At 62.0% G+C, this 15,943-nt stretch carries 14 protein-coding genes; 4 read left to right on the plus strand and 10 right to left on the minus strand.

The annotated features are described in order from the left end of the window. Positions 1–4: 4 nt before the first annotated feature. The 7 genes from J3485_RS10975 to J3485_RS11005 all read right to left on the minus strand — a co-directional run bounded on the left by J3485_RS10975 (position 5) and on the right by J3485_RS11005 (position 7,494). On the minus strand, positions 5–745 hold the full coding sequence (locus J3485_RS10975; RefSeq protein WP_206952490.1) for a MotA/TolQ/ExbB proton channel family protein: 741 nt from the start codon (positions 743–745) through the stop codon (positions 5–7). Between the two features lie 23 nt (positions 746–768). Continuing rightward, the gene (locus J3485_RS10980) at positions 769–1,419 is read right to left on the minus strand and encodes an energy transducer TonB (protein WP_309477004.1); all 651 of its coding nucleotides are present in this window, start codon (positions 1,417–1,419) and stop codon (positions 769–771) included. Positions 1,420–1,552: 133 nt separating this feature from the next. Further along, positions 1,553–3,913, minus strand: a complete 2,361-nt coding sequence (locus J3485_RS10985; RefSeq protein WP_206955759.1) for a TonB-dependent siderophore receptor — start codon at positions 3,911–3,913, stop codon at positions 1,553–1,555. A gap of 223 nt (positions 3,914–4,136) precedes the next feature. Further along, on the minus strand, positions 4,137–5,129 hold the full coding sequence (locus tag J3485_RS10990) for an IS5 family transposase (protein WP_206952492.1): 993 nt from the start codon (positions 5,127–5,129) through the stop codon (positions 4,137–4,139). 247 nt (positions 5,130–5,376) lie between these two features. Then, positions 5,377–5,841 (minus strand): Lrp/AsnC family transcriptional regulator, encoded by a 465-nt coding sequence (locus tag J3485_RS10995; protein ID WP_206952493.1) that lies wholly within the window; start codon positions 5,839–5,841, stop codon positions 5,377–5,379. Between the two features lie 136 nt (positions 5,842–5,977). Then, positions 5,978–6,961: a FecR family protein gene (locus tag J3485_RS11000; protein ID WP_206952494.1), complete on the minus strand. Its 984-nt coding sequence runs from the start codon at positions 6,959–6,961 to the stop codon at positions 5,978–5,980. Beyond that, positions 6,943–7,494, minus strand: a complete 552-nt coding sequence (locus tag J3485_RS11005; protein WP_206952495.1) for a sigma-70 family RNA polymerase sigma factor — start codon at positions 7,492–7,494, stop codon at positions 6,943–6,945. The genes J3485_RS11000 and J3485_RS11005 overlap by 19 nt, the downstream gene beginning before the upstream one ends. Before the next feature lie 637 nt (positions 7,495–8,131). On the opposite strand from J3485_RS11005, the gene J3485_RS29270 reads away from it, so the two are divergent. After that, entirely contained in the window at positions 8,132–8,257 is a 126-nt protein-coding gene (locus J3485_RS29270) for a hypothetical protein (RefSeq protein ID WP_277991604.1), read from the plus strand. A gap of 77 nt (positions 8,258–8,334) precedes the next feature. On the opposite strand, the gene J3485_RS11010 is transcribed toward J3485_RS29270, so the two are convergent. Together J3485_RS11010 and J3485_RS11015 are read right to left on the minus strand one after the other, a co-directional pair. Further along, positions 8,335–9,900 carry a sulfatase-like hydrolase/transferase gene (locus J3485_RS11010; RefSeq protein ID WP_206952496.1) on the minus strand — a complete coding sequence of 522 codons (1,566 nt, stop codon included), beginning with the start codon at positions 9,898–9,900 and terminating at the stop codon, positions 8,335–8,337. 39 nt (positions 9,901–9,939) lie between these two features. Beyond that, the gene (locus J3485_RS11015) at positions 9,940–11,271 is read right to left on the minus strand and encodes an MFS transporter (RefSeq protein ID WP_206952497.1); all 1,332 of its coding nucleotides are present in this window, start codon (positions 11,269–11,271) and stop codon (positions 9,940–9,942) included. A gap of 204 nt (positions 11,272–11,475) precedes the next feature. Between J3485_RS11015 and J3485_RS11020 the strand changes: the two genes are divergently transcribed. The 3 genes from J3485_RS11020 (at position 11,476) to J3485_RS11030 (ending at position 14,940) form a co-directional block, all read left to right on the plus strand. After that, positions 11,476–12,459 carry a LysR substrate-binding domain-containing protein gene (locus J3485_RS11020; RefSeq protein ID WP_206952498.1) on the plus strand — a complete coding sequence of 328 codons (984 nt, stop codon included), beginning with the start codon at positions 11,476–11,478 and terminating at the stop codon, positions 12,457–12,459. Positions 12,460–12,553: 94 nt separating this feature from the next. Next, positions 12,554–14,104 (plus strand): MocR-like pyridoxine biosynthesis transcription factor PdxR, encoded by a 1,551-nt coding sequence (gene pdxR / locus J3485_RS11025; RefSeq protein ID WP_206952499.1) that lies wholly within the window; start codon positions 12,554–12,556, stop codon positions 14,102–14,104. 83 nt (positions 14,105–14,187) lie between these two features. Continuing rightward, the gene (locus J3485_RS11030) at positions 14,188–14,940 is read left to right on the plus strand and encodes an IclR family transcriptional regulator (RefSeq protein ID WP_206952500.1); all 753 of its coding nucleotides are present in this window, start codon (positions 14,188–14,190) and stop codon (positions 14,938–14,940) included. A gap of 36 nt (positions 14,941–14,976) precedes the next feature. Here J3485_RS11030 and J3485_RS11035 read toward each other — a convergent pair whose 3' ends face one another. Then, a complete protein-coding gene (locus J3485_RS11035) occupies positions 14,977–15,930 on the minus strand; it encodes a dimethyl sulfoxide reductase anchor subunit family protein (protein WP_206952501.1) in 954 nt (317 codons plus the stop codon). Between the last annotated feature and the right edge of the window lie 13 nt (positions 15,931–15,943).

The raw sequence follows: 15,943 nt of genomic DNA on the forward strand, positions 1-15,943 counted from the left end.
CCGTTCAGGCGATGACGTTTACGCTCGCACGCTTGTTCGCGACCGGCGCGGCAGGTGCATGGCGCGCATCGCCGCGCGCTTTGGCGCCGGTGACGAAGTAGACATGGAGCTCGTGCGCAAACCGGTTCAGACGGTGGCTCACGCGCTTGTTGCCACGATTGACGTAGTTGAATCCGAGCACGGCCGGAATTGCGACGAACAGACCGATCGCCGTCATGATCAGCGATTCGCCTACCGGTCCCGCGACGTGATCGAGACTTGCCTGGCCCGATGCGCCAATGGCCATGAGCGCGTGGTAAATGCCCCAGACCGTTCCGAACAAACCGACGAACGGTGCGGTACTGCCGATGGAGCCGAGGATCGCCAAACCGTTCTGCAAACGGGCGACTTCCTCATCGAACGCATTGCGCAGACCTCGCGCCACCCAATCGCCTGTGCTGATGCTGCCTTGCAAAGACGGCTCGTTACCCACCTGCTGTTCGTTCGCCTCGCGCCCGGCAAGCGCGATCGCGCGATACGGATTGTCCGTACCGTTGCCCAACGCCTCGATACCTTCATTGAGCGATTGCGTCGACCAGAATCGCGTCTGGGCGCGCTTGCCCATCGTTTCGAGGCGCCGATTCGCGAAACCCTTGGTCAAGATGACGAACCACGACGCGATCGACATGCCGAAAAGGAAAACGAAAATGAATCGGGTAACGAAGTCACCCTGTTGCCATACATTGGCGATGCCGTACTGTTCCATCTGTTGCTCCGATGAGTGCAAGGTCAGTCGTTCAGGTTGAAAGCGATGGGCTGAGTAGCCTCTACGGCGCGAGGTAAGCCCCCCGCCATATACGGCTGACAGCGGCCGGCTCTGATCGAGGCGAGGGCGGCATCGTCGAGCAACGGATAGCCGCTGCTTTGGACGACATGCGCCGCCTTGACCGCGCCATCCGTACCGATGGTCAGCCTCACCACCACGGTGCCCTCTTGTTCGAGTCGCTTAGCCTTTGCGGGATATTCCGGCCGAGGTATCTGACAACCGAGTTGCTTGAGTTCTCCCGCGCTGATCTGCTTCGGCGTATCGAGCAGATTCGGTCCTGGCGCGGCCGGCGCCGGCGCTGTCGTAGGCGCGGCAGCCGCGACCGGCGCGGGCGGTGGCGGTGCCTGCTCGACCGGCTTTGTCGGCTCGGATTGCGGCGCCTGAGTCGTGCGCGCACTAGGTGCCGTAGAAGAAAGAACGGGGGCATGCTTACGAATCGTCGGCTTGATCACGGGCTTTTCGACGACCTTTGGCTTGGGCTCCGGCTTCGGTTCTGGTTTAACCACCTGCTGCGCAAGCGGCTGCGGTGTCGGAGCAGCAATGAGCCGCACCTGTATCGAGCCGCCCGCGGGCCGGCCGGCTTCCAATTTGAGTGCGACGGAACTTTCATGCACCAGCACATACAATCCAACAGCGTGCGCGAGCACAACCGCGGCGGCGACCGCACCGCCGCGGATACGTGAACGCAATGCTGTGTGCTGCTCCCGATCCGGCATGGGACCACCCCACGACTGCGCGTTGAGAGATTCAGAAATCATAGGTGCCAGTGAGCATCACAGTACGTTCCGGTCCCATCGGAATCAGTGTCGCAGACGTACTGCTGTAGTAGAGCTTCCGGTTGAACACGTTCTTGACCGAAAGATTCAGGCCGTAGCCCTTCTTCCGATAGAAAACGCCGAGATCCGTTTCGACCTGGCTCGGGATGCGGTAAGCGGAACCCGAATCAATGTACTGCCCGCTTGCGAAAAACAACCCTGCGCCGACGCCGAACCCTTGAAGCATCTGAGTTTGGAAGTTATAGGTTGCCCACAAGCTCGCGCTGTTTTTAGGCAGATTGACCGGAATCTTCGCAACGGCCGGCTGCACGAAGTCGTTATACGTATAGCTTCCGACGACGTTGACGCCACGCATGGGCTGCCCGGTAATTTCGGCTTCGAATCCGCGACTCACTGCACCGCCCGTCGGGATGTAAAAGCCCTGATGCACGGGATCGCTGACGTTGTAGTTGCTAAATGACGTGCGGTAAGCCGAAGTCGTGATGGCTAGCTTGTCGTCCAGAAGGTTGAACTTCATGCCCGCCTCCGCCTGCTGGCTGACCTGCGGCGGAAGAAGGCCCCCACCGAATATCGGTGCCGTACCCGGCTGAAATCCCCTGTTGTAGCTTGCATACGCAGCGATGTCGGGGGTCAGTTCGTAAAGCAAGCCGATGCTGGGGCTATAAGCGTTCTGGTGCGTCCCGGCGCTATTCTCGGCGCCCGGCGTATCGGTAATCGTCAGATAGTTGTCGCGCCGAATAGACGCCAGCGCGTGAAAATTCTTATACGTGAACTGGTCCTGCAGATACACGCCGGCTTGTGTGTACGTACTGGCAAAGGTCGGCGCTAAGTTTCCCGTATCCGACGACGGAAAAGTGAAGGCGCCGAATATGTTCGGGTCGGTGATGAACCCCGGCGTTTGGGTATCCATCTGGTACTGGTTGTAGCGAAGAAAATCCCAACCTGCGATCACCGTGTTCTTCGTTTGCCCGATATCGAACTTTCCTCGCAGATAGTTCTGCAAGCTCCAGCTATAGAAATCCGAAAGCGAATCGAAGTTGAACAACGACGTGCCGTTGTTCGAATCCAGCGGCATGACGGGTGTCCAGGCTTGCTGCACGGTCTGCGACCGCGTGTACGATCCCTTGCTCACGAACGTCAGCGAATTGTTCAGCTTCTGTTCGAGGTGAAAAAAGACGTTGTCCGTCTGCGCGCCAAAGTGATCCGAAGGTTGCCCAAGCGGCTGATCGATATAGTTTCGATAGATATCGCCCGCGAGATAGCCGAGCGTATATTGAGGAATCGGCTCGCGGTCGACGGTACGCTCGTACCCCACCGTCAGATCGGTGCTCGCGTCTTTCCACTCCAGCGTCGGCGCGAAATAGAAATTCCGCTTTCCGTCATACCCCATTGCATTCTGGCCGGCTCTTTCGCCCGAAACGATGAAGCGATACCGCAGTTCCTTGTCGTCCGTGATCGCCCCTGTGCTATCCAGCGCGACCTGTGCGTCGCCAAACGTACCGTATCCGAGTTGCACTTCATGGAACGGATCGGCTTGCGGCGTCTTCTTGACCAGATTGATCACGCCGCCGGGAGGGCTTTCGCCGTTGAGAATGGCCGATGGCCCCTTGATCACCTCGACGCTCGAAATCGCGATCGTCGGTGTCACGTTCGGCGCCGGCCCCACGGTGGCGAGCCCATCCGATGTGACGTTTTCCGCCGTAAAACCGCGGATGACGTACTGCGGCACGCCTAACGGCCCTGGCCGCGTCACGACGCCGGAGGCATTGCGAAGGATGTCGGAAAGAGATTGGTCGCTCTGACTTTGAATCACGGCCGCGTCGATCACGCTAATCGACTTGGGCGTTTCGCTCAACGGCACATCGGAGCGCGCATAAGAGGAAGACGACTCCGCCACGAAGCCCGTTCCGCCGGAATCCTTGCTTGCCGCAACGCTGATCAGCGGCAGCGTCGTATCGACTTGTGAGCCGTTCGAACCCGCGATGGCTGCCGTGCCCGATGCGGGTGCCGCGGCCGATGGGCCGCCATGCGCCTCTTGCTTCGTGTGAGCCAGCGTGTATCCGCCGTTCGCCGTCGGGACCAATGCGAGGCCTGTGCCCGCCAACGCCTTGCGAATGGCATCTTCCGCCGAGTAAGTTCCATCCACCGGCGACGACTTGAGCGATTGCACGAGCGAAGCGTCGTAACTCAATCGAACGTTTGCGGTCCTCGCAATCTCAACCAACGTGCGGTCCAACGGACCACTCGCAATGTGATACGTCTGTGCGGCCGCTTGCTGCGCGCATACCGAGGCGCTCATAAAAACCTGGGATACGGCTACCGCGATAGCCATTCCCGTTACGCGGCTGACGATACCCCTGGTGCCGATCTTGATCTTCACGTTCAAACCCTTCCCCTTGTCGGATGTATTGTGGTGAACCACCTAGGGAAACGCTGATCAATGAGTTCGCCGGCGGCGTTTTGCACGAGTCAGTTTGCAAGTGTCAGAACGGCGAACGAATTTCGTTGCGATCGGGCTGAGTTTTGCTCGAATGCGGGCCGATCGCTCGCGTTTTTCATACACATGACGGACTTTGCCCATGTATCGAGTTCAACTGGCTCTTTGCGATCACCAGATTGGCCAAGGCGAAGAGGCTGAACAGTTGCGCCGTGTTCTTGGCTAGGCCTTTATAGCGGACCTTGCGGTGGCGGAACAAATTCTTGACGACATGAAACGGATGCTCGACCCGGGCGCGAATTTGCGCTTTGGTTCGCTCCACCTGGATCAGCAAATCCTTCAGCGCCCCGTCTCGCATTGCCTTAATCTTTCCGCGCTTGACAGCCACGCGCCATTGCACCGCTTTGCCGCGCATCTCGTCGCGCTTTTCAACGCCCGTGTAGCCAGCATCACCAAACGCTTCCCGCTCGTGCCCGTGCAACAGAGCGTGCGCTTGCGATACGTCCGTTACGTTGGCCGATGTACCCACCAGGCTGTGCACCAGACCCGAGTCGGCATCGACGCCGATGTGCGCTTTCATGCCGAAGTGCCACTGATTGCCCTTCTTCGTTTGATGCATCTCAGGATCACGGCTGTTCTCGGCATTCTTGGTCGACGGTGGCGCCTCAATAATCGTCGCATCCACCAAGGTGCCTTCCTTCATCAGCAACCCGCGTTCGCACAGCGAAATGCCGATCTCGTCGAACAGCTTGCGCGTCAAGTCATGCTCGACCAGCAGGCGGCGGAACTTCAACAGCGTCGTCGCATCCGGCACGTCCTCGACCGCCAGATCGATGCCGGCAAACGCACGCATCGCAATGCTGTCGTACAGCGCGTCTTCCAACCCTTCGTCCGACAGCCCGTACCACTGTTGCAGGAAGTAGATCCTCAGCATACGTTCCAAGCCAATCGGCGGTCGGCCTCGCTTGCCCTTCGGGTAGTACGGCTCGATCGCCGACAGCAAACGTGGCCATGGGACAAGCTTGTCCATCTCCGCCAGAAAGCGTTGCCGCTTGGTTACGCGCTTCGCGCCACGGCTTTCCGCTTCTGCAAAACCGATCTGTCGCTTCATGTTCAGGGATCCGTTCCGCGTGCCTCTTTCTACAACGTCCTCGGCGGCCGATGCGATGACCGTCGAGTCGAATAAATCAGTGTTTCCCTAGTGCGCTCGCATCACCCACACAGAAAGTCTAACGATCGGCACTGAAATGCTTTTTTGAAACAATTCGGCTTTCGCAAGCATTCCGGAATTTGATTTCTGCCACATGCCCCTTCCTTGAAAATTTCGTCCGCTGCGTGACGCTCACCGAGCAAGGCAATCAGGACACGTAGTCCAAAGGCAAGATCGTCGTGTGCTTGATGGTCTCCATCGAGAAGCTGGAGCTGACGTCGAAGATGTCCATCTCGCTGATCAAGCGCTTATAGACGCCGTCGTACGCAGCGATGTGCGGAACGACGACCTTGAGCATGTAGTCGATATTGCCGCTCATCCGGTGAACTTCGACGACCTCGGGAATACCGGCGACGACCTCGCAGAAGCGTTTGAGCCAAGTCGCCGTGTGCTGAGCCGTCTTGATTTCCACGAGCACGGTGACGCCGACGTTGAGCTTCTGCGCGTCCAAGAGAACGACGCGGCGAGAGATGACGCCGTCCTGCTCGAGCTTCTGTATGCGTCGCCAGCACGGGGTCGTCGACAAGTGCACGCGGTCGGCAATCTCCGCAACCGAGAGCGTGCTGTCTTGCTGCAGGACTGACAGAATGGCTTTATCGATGTGGTCGATCACACTTCCTCCGTTCGTGCGCACACTGAATGTCGAGGTGCTTAGATGCCTCGCATTTACCTTGTGCAACGAGCGGAGAAAAGTGACACCGGCAAAGCAAAAGAATTTTCGTCGAGCCGGAACGGCTTCGAGCGGAGGGTTAGCCTTCGGAAGCGACAGCCAGGACTTTCCCGTAGAGCTTGAGGGAAAGCCCCAATCCTTCGGCGAGCTGCCGCAACGCCGCGTCGACGTCATTGAGCGGGAAAACACCGCTCACTTTGCGGGCAAGGGCTGCCTCAGGGAAGCGGATATAGCCCCTGTAGTAGCGCCCAAGCGTCTCGACGACGTCGGGCACGGCACGGTCGAGAACAACCAGCGTCCCGTGAGTCCACGCGAAGATATCGGCGGAGGTTTCTGGCATGCGCGCGATGCGTCCGGACGAGATGGACCAAGCCGAACCGTCGGGCGCATGGATCCGACTGCCCGCGTGTGCCGAGAGCATCGCATCGCCGCCCTGCACCGCCACTACGGTATGAAGCCGCAAGGCGTCGACACTGAGCCGCGCTTCATTTGTCTGAACGATACCGTCGCGGGTCTTCACGATCAACGGCTGACGCTTTGCGGCCGTGCCACGCGCCGCGATTTGGCCGGCAGCAAGATAGATGTTGTCCCGGGTAGCTCCAGACCCGTCTCCGGCCGCATAGACACGCGCCGCCGCACCCAAGGTCATCGGCGTGCCGTCGCTCAACGCGAGCTTCTCCGGTGCGGTACTGCCGTTGTGGTAATCGGCATCGAGCGAGTAGACCTTGACCAGTTCGCGTGTTCCGATACCGGCCAGCGCGAGCGCAGCGAAACCGGCGCCTGCTTTCAACATGCGGCGCCTCGCGTGTGATGGTTCGTCCAGCGCGCGCCGAACCGCCACCGAAGACGCGCTTCGCAATGCCCCTAATCTCGTGAGCCGCTCCTGCAGCCGGGCCCACGCGTCCTCGTGAGCGGGATCGGCGCGGCGCCATGTCTCGAACTGATCGCGCTCCCGTTGCGAGACCGCCTCCCCGCGCAATCTGACTTCCCATTCGATGGCCTCCTGCGCGGCAGGATGAATCGCGGCAGCACCGTTCATGGTTGTCAACTCGTCAAAAAGCATTGGGTGAGTGCCTGAGCAATGTATTTGCGGACCATGCTGGTCGACACGCCAAGCCGCGCGGCAATTTCCGCGTACGTCAAACCGTCGATCTGACTGTAGATGAACGCGCTTTTGGCCTTGGGCGGCAATCCATTGAGCGCCTGATCGGCAAGCAATAGCGCCTGCGAAATTTCGACGATCGATTCCGGAGAAGGCGCGACCGGCGTATCGTCCGCAGCAAGCAGTGCATCCAAATACGCGCGCTCCAGATCGCGCCGACGCCACATCTCGAAGGTAAGACGTTGAGCGATGACCGTCAGAAACGCTCGCGGCTCGCGTACCGTACGCAAATCTTGAACGCCGGCCAGTTCCACAAACGAAGACGACGCAAGATCTTCAGCGTCGGCCGGCGATCCGACGCGCCGCTGCAGCTTCGATTTCAGCCAACCATAGCTGGACCGAAACTCGTTGGCAAGCCATGCCGCGCGCGAATGGGCAGGATCTTCCCCCATATCTAGCTTCGCCACCCGCTGAATTGTCGGGCCATTCCTCATCTGATGATTTCTAAAGCTTTGGAGCCGATGGCAAGCCTGCCGGCTTCGGGCCGCCTGCGTCCGTACATGACGTCGCGCCTACGAAGCGCGGAAGCCCTAGTATGCCATTTCAGAATTGGTGCGTCGTGGCGTAGTTTCAATCCAACGCAAGGGTGGGCCGATACACGGAATCGGCCATACAGTCGGCGTTGGATCCGCCCCTCACGATATCGATGAACGCCCGCAGCTTAGGCCGAGTTTGAATTTTCTTGGGGAAGTAACCTTTTCATCGAGAACCATCTCGATCGACACGGACGTTTCATTCCTGAGACGCTTTTGTGCGCTGGCGACCACAGCCACTCCGCGGCCACGCGACTCGAAAATCTGCGTCACACCTCGATGGAAGTGGGTCCGCAAAGAAGTTGGGCTCGCTTCGCCACACCGCAACCGTCCCGCGTCTTCGAGTTCATCTTCGCTATCACCGCTAACGTTTCGCGTCAGAAACGTCTTCGCTCGGGAATCGCTCGATCTCATCTTTGCAACGGGGGCAACGGCACGGTGCATAGGGCCGTCGCGCCAATGGCATAGGACCTGCTCAGTATGAGTTCATGCGGAACGGCAGCCTCACGATATCTCCCCCGTCCGTGAGGAGACCTAAATGAAATATCTATTGATTGCTCTATTGAGCAGCCCCGTGCTGGTGGCCTATGAGTTGAAGCCTGTGGAAATGCAGGATGCGTTCGCGCAAGTTCTGCGCTACCTGGTGCAGCACCTGACGGGCTGAAGAATCGAGGTCTGCGCAGTATAGAAACGGCCTAGGCAGACGGAACTTGGCGAAACACGCTCTACGCGAGCACCGCCCTACCACACGCCGTAGAACACCCCCGCTTTCTTGTATTGGTGAGTGCCGCGCTCGACATCGTCGAGCGTCACCGTCGTGCGGTTGCGCAAGCCGATCGACCATGCGAACAAGCGTTCACGCATAGCCTGCCGTACGTTGTCGAACGCCGGGTCCGTGCCGAGATCGACGAATTCATCGGGGTCGCTGCGTAGATCGAAAAGCTGCGGCGCGTAGCCGTCCCAGTGGATGTATTTCCACGCGTCCGTGCGCACCATCCAGCCGCGGCATGCATCGGGCCCGCGGCCAAGGATTTGACGCGCCTGCCGGTACGCGTAATCGAGTTCGGAGAAAACCGCGTCGCGCCACGGCGTTTGCGCATTGCGCTCGCGTGTCAGCGTCAGCAGCGAACGGCCTTCGATGCGATGCCCGGGAATCGGCATGTCCAGCGCGTCGAGGATCGTCGGCACGGTATCGATCGCCTCGACGAAGCGTGCGTCGCTGCGCCCGCGCGTGGCGTCAGCCTCGGGCGATGGATCGTAGACGATATACGGCACGCGCTGCACGGTGTCGTAGAACAACTCCTTCTCGCCGAGCCAGTGATCGCCCAAAAAATCGCCGTGATCGGCCGTGAAAACGATCAGCGTGTCCTTCCAGCGCCCGAGCTTGTCCAGCGTTTCCCACAGTCGGCCCAGATGATCGTCGAGTTGACTGATCAACCCTTGGTAAGCGGGCCGCACTTTCGCGACCACTTCATCGCGCATGAAATTGGCGCACTCCTCCTGTTGGAAGTAGGCGCTCGTCACCGGATGCGGTGCGTCACGCTCTCGTTGCGCGCGCCGCACGGGCAAGCATTGGTCGAGCGTGTACTTGTCGTGATAAGGCGCGGGCGCCATGTATGGCCAATGCGGCTTCACGTAGGACAAGTGCATCGCCCACGGCCGCTCGCCCTGGTGCTCGATGAAGCGGATGGCTTGATCGGTCGTGTACGCCGTCTCGGAATCGGCTTCGCGTACCCGCGCGGGCAAATGCACGTTGCGCATGTGCCAGCCGCTGACAATATGGCCGCGTTCGTCTTCGGCCGAGATGACGTAGTCGGTCCACGGATCGTTGCCTAGGTAACCGCGACTGCGCAGATACTCGGCGTACCCGCCGGCGGGCTCGGCATGATGGCCGTCGTAGCGATCGACGAGCGTGAAATGTCCCTCGCGCAACAACGCGCCCAACGCATTGCCGCCGTCAAGATCGAGGCGCTTGAGCCCCCGGTGGTCCGGCATCACGTGCGTCTTGCCGACCAGCGCGAGCTTCATGTCGCGTTCGGCCAGGTATTCGCCGAGCGTGATCTCGTCGATCGAGAGCGGCACGCGGTTCCACGTCGCCCCATGGCTCGCGACGTAGCGCCCCGTGTAGAACGACATGCGCGACGGGCCGCACACGCCCGACTGCACGAACGCGCGGTCGAATTTCACGCCGCGCTGCGCCAAGTGGTCGATATGCGGCGTGGCCAAGTACGGATGCCCATAGCACGACAGGTGGTCCGCCCGCAGTTGGTCGCACATCACGAACAGCACATTGCGAATCGACGACATCGTAGGTATTCGAATTGAAAACGTGAAGGAAGGCCGGCGTTACAGCGCGCCGCTGCCGGCACCCAGCCGCGTGGCGGTCGTTCGTCTCGCCGCATCGGGCATCGGCCACAACGCGATGAGCCCGACGATCATCGCCGCCGTCACGAAGTAGGCCGGCATCATTTTGTTGCCCGTGACGTTGATGAGCCAGGTGACGAGAAACGGCGAGAAGCCGCCGAACAGCGTGGTGGCCACGTTGTACGAAATCGATAGACCCGTGGCGCGTACTTGCGTGGGAAACAACTCGGCAAGCGCGGTCGATGCCGGCCCCAGCGCCGCGGCCATCAGAAGCGCGAAAACCACTTCGGTACCGAGCAGCCTCGACAGGCTCGGTGCGGCGATCAGCCAGACGAACAACGGATAGATGGTCAGCACGTACAGCGCCATCGACGCACCCATCACGGGTTTGCGCCCGATACGATCGGACAGCAGACCGAAAAGCGGCGTCAATATCATGCGCAGCGTGCCGGTGGCCACCAGCACGATGAACGGTGCCGACACCGGCAACTTCAGTTGCCGCACCGCATACACCGGAAGGTAAACGTTGAGCACGTATTGCGCGACGGAGCTGGCGACAACCAAGCCGAACGCGATCCACAACGCCGCCTGATGTTCGCGCCAAACCGTGGCGAGCATCGATCCCGCCTTGCCGGGGATAGCCGTGCGCGCGTCGGCAGCGGCCTCCTCATAGACCGGCGGTTCGTGCAGCCGGGTGCGGATATAGAAACCGACCGGGCCGATCAGCACGCCGAACAGGAACGGTACGCGCCACCCCCACGCATCGAGCGCGCTAGCGCTCAGGCCGCGCGTCACGAGCGCCCCCATCAACGCAGCGGTCACCGCGGCGACGAATTGGCCGAAGTTCTGCCAGCTTCCATAGAAACCGCGCCGATGCGGCGGCGCGTATTCGATCAACATGGCCGTGGCGCTGCCGAACTCGCCGCCGGCCGAGAGGCCCTGCAGCAATCGCGCCGCCACCACGATGATCGGCGCGGCAATGCCGATCGTCGCGTAGTTGGGCGTGAATGCCATCATCGCCGAGGACAACGTCATCAGCAGAATGACCAGCGCAAGCGCCGACTTGCGCCCGGCGCGGTCGGCGTAGATGCCGAGCAGGATGCCGCCGATAGGCCGCATCAAGAATGCGCTGCCGAAGGTGGCCGTGGTCAGCAGCAACGAAACCGTCGGATTCGACGACGGAAAGAACTGCCGCGCAATGATGACCGACAGAAAGCCGAAAACGATGAAGTCGTACCACTCGAATGCGTTGCCGATGGTACTGGCAACGATCGCGCGGCGGTTGGCGCGGGGCAGCACTGGGCTGGCTGGCATGGGGAAGTCCTCCTGGCGGCTACCCCCGCAAATAGGGGCGCTGCGTGTGTCTCGTGTTCGTGTTGGTCTCGTTGTCATCCGCGGGGTGATTCGGGGTTACCCGTTACGTTCGTCCAGCAAGATGCAACGCCGATTCTGCGGCTTTACATCGTTACCGTCCAATGAGATATTGCCTTCTACCTATAAAATGAAGGTTATGAATCAATGGCCTCGGTATCTTCCGGCCCCTCCCCCGACGCGCCGCTCGATCGCGCTACGATCGAGAGCTATTTTTCCCGTCAGCTGAAGCTGCGGCACTTGCAATTGCTGGTGGCGCTCGCCGATCGTCAAACGGTCGGCAAGGTGGCAAGCGCACTGAACGTCACCCAACCCGCCGTTTCGAAGATGCTAGGCGAGATGGAAAAAGGCATCGGCGTGCCGCTGTTCGAACGCGACGGCCGCCGCATTCGGCCCACCGCCTATGGCGAGTGCTTGATCCGCCACGCGCGCGAACTGTTGCTGCACGCGCAGCGTGCCAGTGAGGAATTGCAGGCGATGTCGAGCGGCACGGGCGGCCGCGTCGAGGTGGGCGTGCTGTCGGTGGCCGCGCCGATCTTGATCCCCGCGGCCGTGGCGTTGTTCAAGCAGCGCTCGCCAACCGCTACGGTGTGTTTGCACGAAGGCACGCTCGACCAACTCGTCCCTGCTCTGCGTGCGGGCCAGCTCGACATGATCGTGGGGCGCCTCGCGCGCGGGCTCGCCGCGCCGGAATTCACGAGCGAATCGCTGTTCGACGACCCGACGGTGATCGTGGTGGCGCGCACGCATCCGCTCGCGCGCCGCAAGCGCATCAAGTGGAGCGACTTGGCCGGCTTGGCGTGGATCGTACCGAGCGCCGGCGCGCCGATGCTTCGGCATCTGTTGTCGGTGCTGGAAACGCATGGTGTCGGCACGCCGATCAATACCGTCGAGTCCGTCGTGATCGACGCCAATGTAGGCATGTTGCAGGCGTACCCGATGCTCGGCCTGCTGCCGCGTTCGCTCGCACGGCATCACGAGGAAGCGGGCACATTGACGATTCTGCCCTTGAGCCTGGGCGCTGCACTCGGCCCGGTCAGCACCACGTGGCGGGCAGATGCCGACGACACGCCGGCCGCGGCGCAGTTTCGCGCCTGCTTGAGCGAAGCGGCCAAGGCGGCGCGCATTTGAGGCACTCATTTGAGGCGTGCGTTTGAGTCCGTCACGCGTCGTATCATGCAGGAACGCACAACGTTCGCGATCTCGATCAACGATAGGAGCCAGCATGCCGAGCCGCACCCCGACCGCTTTATGGGCCCAGCAGTTCAGGCGGTCGTCGGCATCGAAGACGAGTCTGCAGGATCAGATCCGGCAAATGCTCGTCGCCGCGATCCTCGACGGCCAGTTGCCGCCCGACGCGGCGCTGCCCTCGAGCCGCGAGCTCGCCGATCAGCTCGGCGTCGCGCGCAATACGGTCGTGCTCGCCTATCAGATGCTCGTCGAAGAGGGTTACCTGATCTCGCGCGAACGCAGCGGACACTTCGTGAATCCGGAGATGCTCCGCGGCCTGCCCGGCCCCGGCGCCGCACAAAAGAGCGCCGCGGCGCCCGTCGCCACCGAAAGCGACATCGATGCCGACGCTGCGGGCCGCCCCGTCTGGCAACAACGCATCGCGCATCCGCCCTCGCAACAGCGCAACATCGTCAAGCCCGCGAACTGGCAGCACTACGAATTTCCCTTCATTTACGGTCAGTTCGACCAATCGCTGTTTCCGACCAACGATTGGCGCGAGTGCTGCATGAAAGCACTGTCGATCATGGAGATCCGCAACTGGGCACCCGATCTCATCGAGCGCGACGACGAATCGCTGATCCAGCAGATCCGCACGCGTGTGCTGCCGCGGCGTGGCGTATTCGCGGCACCGGACGAGATCATCATCACGAATGGCTGCCAGCAGGCGCTCTACTTGATCGCCGACCTGCTGTGCGACGAAGACACGACGGTCGGCTTCGAGAATCCCGGCTATCCCGATGCACGCAACATCTTCCAGAATCGCCATGCCCGGCTGCTGCCGCTGCCCGTCGACAGCAACGGCATCGCGCCCGAGGCGCTCGGCGATTCGCTCGCGCGCTGCGACTACGTGTACGTCACGCCGAGTCACCAATGCCCCACCACGTCGACGATGCCGATCGAGCGCCGCCGCGCGCTGCTCGAATGCGCCCAGCAGCACGACTTCGTCATCGTCGAAGACGACTACGAGAGTGAGAACACGTTCTCCGGCACGCCGCACCCGGCGCTCAAAAGCCTCGATACGGCCGATCGCGTGATCTACGTCGGTAGTCTCTCCAAGACCTTCGCGCCCGGCCTGCGGCTCGGCTACGTGGTGGGCCCGCGCGAGCTGATTCGCGAGTTGCGCGCGCTGCGGCGTCTGATGGTGCGGCACCCGGTCGGCTACATTCAACGCGCGTTCGCAACCTTCCTTGCATTAGGGCACCACGATGCGCTGCTGCGGCGGCTCGCGCATGCATACCGCGAGCGCTCGCAGGCGCTGATGTCGGCACTGGATACCCATCTGCCGGAAGCGCGCTACGTGCCGATCGCGGGCGGCGCGTCGTCATGGGTCGAAGGTCCGACGTGGCTCGATGCCGAGCGACTGGCCGCCGATGCGCAGGCAGTCGGCGTGTTGATCGAGCCGGGCAGCGTGTTCTTCATGAACGACGACAGCGACGCACGACGCCACTTTCGCATGGGCTTCTCCGCCATCGCACCGGAGCGAATCGAGCCCGGCGTACGCGCGCTCGCGCAATGCGTGCATGCGCAGCAGAGCGCTGCTTAACACCGACAGACACCGGCGGCGACCGGCCGTGCGCAAGGCCGTTCGGTACAATGGCCGCAGTCCACTCTTTTGACACGGCCGTCATGCTCCCCGCGGATACGCCCACCCTGCGCTCCTTCGCGCTGCTCGAATATCTCGTCAACGCAGGCGATGCCATATCGCTCGCCGACCTCGCGCGCGACGTCGACATCCCGAAGGCATCGCTGCATCGCATGCTTGCGTCGCTCGAAGCCGGTGGGCTCGTCATCCGCGAGCCCGGCCAGAAGAATGCGTACGCGGTCGGCCCCCGGCTTGCGCGGCTCGGCGTCGCCGTGATGATGCATGCCGGCACGCGACGGCTGCGCCATGCGATTCTCGAGCGTCTCGTGGCCGATCTCGGGGAAACGTGCAACCTCACGATGCTGCACGAGACCGAGGTGGTCTATCTCGACCGCGTCGAAGCAGCGTGGCCGCTGCGGCTCGATTTGAAGCCCGGCTCACGGGTACCCGCGTATTGCAGCGCGAGCGGTAAGCTGCTGCTCGCCCAGTTGCCGCGCGAGGAACGTACCGCGCTCGTGCGAGCGATACCGCTCACCCGCCATACGCCGAACACGATCTCCGACCCCGAACTGCTCGAAGCCGAACTCGATCGCACCGCACACAAGGGCCTTGCCATCGACAACGAGGAATTCGTCGCCGGCATCGTCTGCGTGGCCGCACCGATCGTCGCGGCGAACGGTGCCTGCGTCGCCGCGGTCGCCGTCCATGCACCCGTATCGCGCATGCCGCTATCGCGCCTGCTCGAAAACGTGCCGCGCCTGCAGGACGCCGCACGCAAGCTGGCGAAGACGTTTTAGCGCACGTTGCGTGCGCGGGCCGTTATTCGCCGATCCTCACGATGCGCGCTGGTAGTAGATGTTCTGCGGATGCCGCGCGTCCGCGAAGAAGAACCAGCGCTCGGCAAGCAGGCCCACATACTGAATAACGAACGCGGCGCCCAGCGCGAGCGCTGCGGCAACCGACTGCGGCGCGAGTGCGCCCGCGCCCGTCAGCACGAACGGCACCGCGAACGCGGCGATCAAGAAACCGACCTTGATCGTGCGCAGCGTGCCGCCGCTTTGTCCGTGAAAGAACTCGCGCGTGTTGAAGGCGCTCGCCGTGAAGCCGCGCGACTTTTGCTCGACCTTCGCGTTGCGTATCCCTGTCGCGCTCTGCACGGTCGATTTCGGCTTGAGGCGCGCGTTGCGAGCAAGCGATGCGAGGCGCGTCGCGCAACCCGCGAGCGTCAACACGCATGCGCACGGTGCGAGCAGGCCGACGAGCGCCGGCGCGAGCCACGCCGCGCACGCGGTGGCGAGCGTACAGCCGGAGGCGCAGCCGAGCAGCACGAAATTGACGAGCGTGAGCGGGCTCGCCCATTCCTGCAGAAAGCGCAGGCACGCGTAGATCATCGCTGTACAGACGAATAGCGCGAGGCTCGCCGCCGCGCCGAGCGCACCGATCGCGAGCGTATCGCCGGCGCCAACGCCAGCCCAGTGCGCGACGCCGTATGCCGTCGCGAGCGCCAAGAACACCGGCAGTGCGATGCATTCGCGCGATAGCCAAGACGTGCGCCACATCGCGATTGCACGCCACGCGCGCTCGGGATGTCCGAGATGGAAAAACGACGCGAACAGGCCAAGCGAGCCGAATGCGACTGCCAGCGCGGCACCGAGCACGTAGAACGCCGAGGGCACGTCAAGGCTCGCCGCGCGCGATATCGCTTCGATCGCGACGAGCGTGAGCAGCAGGCCCTGCGCCGCGCCGCATAGCGTGGTGAGAAAAACGACTGAGAAAGCGGGCCGCATGAGTGCTCCGTCA

The sequence above is a fragment of the Trinickia acidisoli genome (genome assembly GCF_017315725.1).
GTDB classification, from domain to species: domain Bacteria; phylum Pseudomonadota; class Gammaproteobacteria; order Burkholderiales; family Burkholderiaceae; genus Trinickia; species Trinickia acidisoli.

Bases quoted from the DNA above. Each gene is read 5' to 3' on its own strand.
- J3485_RS11015 (WP_206952497.1), bottom strand. From the start codon at position 11,271: ATGCCAGCCAGCCCAGTGCTGCCCCGCGCCAACCGCCGCGCGATCGTT.
- J3485_RS11000 (WP_206952494.1), bottom strand. From the start codon at position 6,961: ATGCTTTTTGACGAGTTGACAACCATGAACGGTGCTGCCGCGATTCAT.
- J3485_RS11035 (WP_206952501.1), bottom strand. From the start codon at position 15,930: ATGCGGCCCGCTTTCTCAGTCGTTTTTCTCACCACGCTATGCGGCGCG.
- pdxR (WP_206952499.1), top strand. From the start codon at position 12,554: ATGCCGAGCCGCACCCCGACCGCTTTATGGGCCCAGCAGTTCAGGCGG.
- J3485_RS11020 (WP_206952498.1), top strand. From the start codon at position 11,476: ATGGCCTCGGTATCTTCCGGCCCCTCCCCCGACGCGCCGCTCGATCGC.
- J3485_RS10990 (WP_206952492.1), bottom strand. From the start codon at position 5,129: ATGAAGCGACAGATCGGTTTTGCAGAAGCGGAAAGCCGTGGCGCGAAG.
- J3485_RS11005 (WP_206952495.1), bottom strand. From the start codon at position 7,494: ATGAGGAATGGCCCGACAATTCAGCGGGTGGCGAAGCTAGATATGGGG.
- J3485_RS29270 (WP_277991604.1), top strand. From the start codon at position 8,132: ATGAAATATCTATTGATTGCTCTATTGAGCAGCCCCGTGCTGGTGGCC.
- J3485_RS11010 (WP_206952496.1), bottom strand. From the start codon at position 9,900: ATGTCGTCGATTCGCAATGTGCTGTTCGTGATGTGCGACCAACTGCGG.
- J3485_RS10985 (WP_206955759.1), bottom strand. From the start codon at position 3,913: ATGGCTATCGCGGTAGCCGTATCCCAGGTTTTTATGAGCGCCTCGGTA.
- J3485_RS11030 (WP_206952500.1), top strand. From the start codon at position 14,188: ATGCTCCCCGCGGATACGCCCACCCTGCGCTCCTTCGCGCTGCTCGAA.
- J3485_RS10975 (WP_206952490.1), bottom strand. From the start codon at position 745: ATGGAACAGTACGGCATCGCCAATGTATGGCAACAGGGTGACTTCGTT.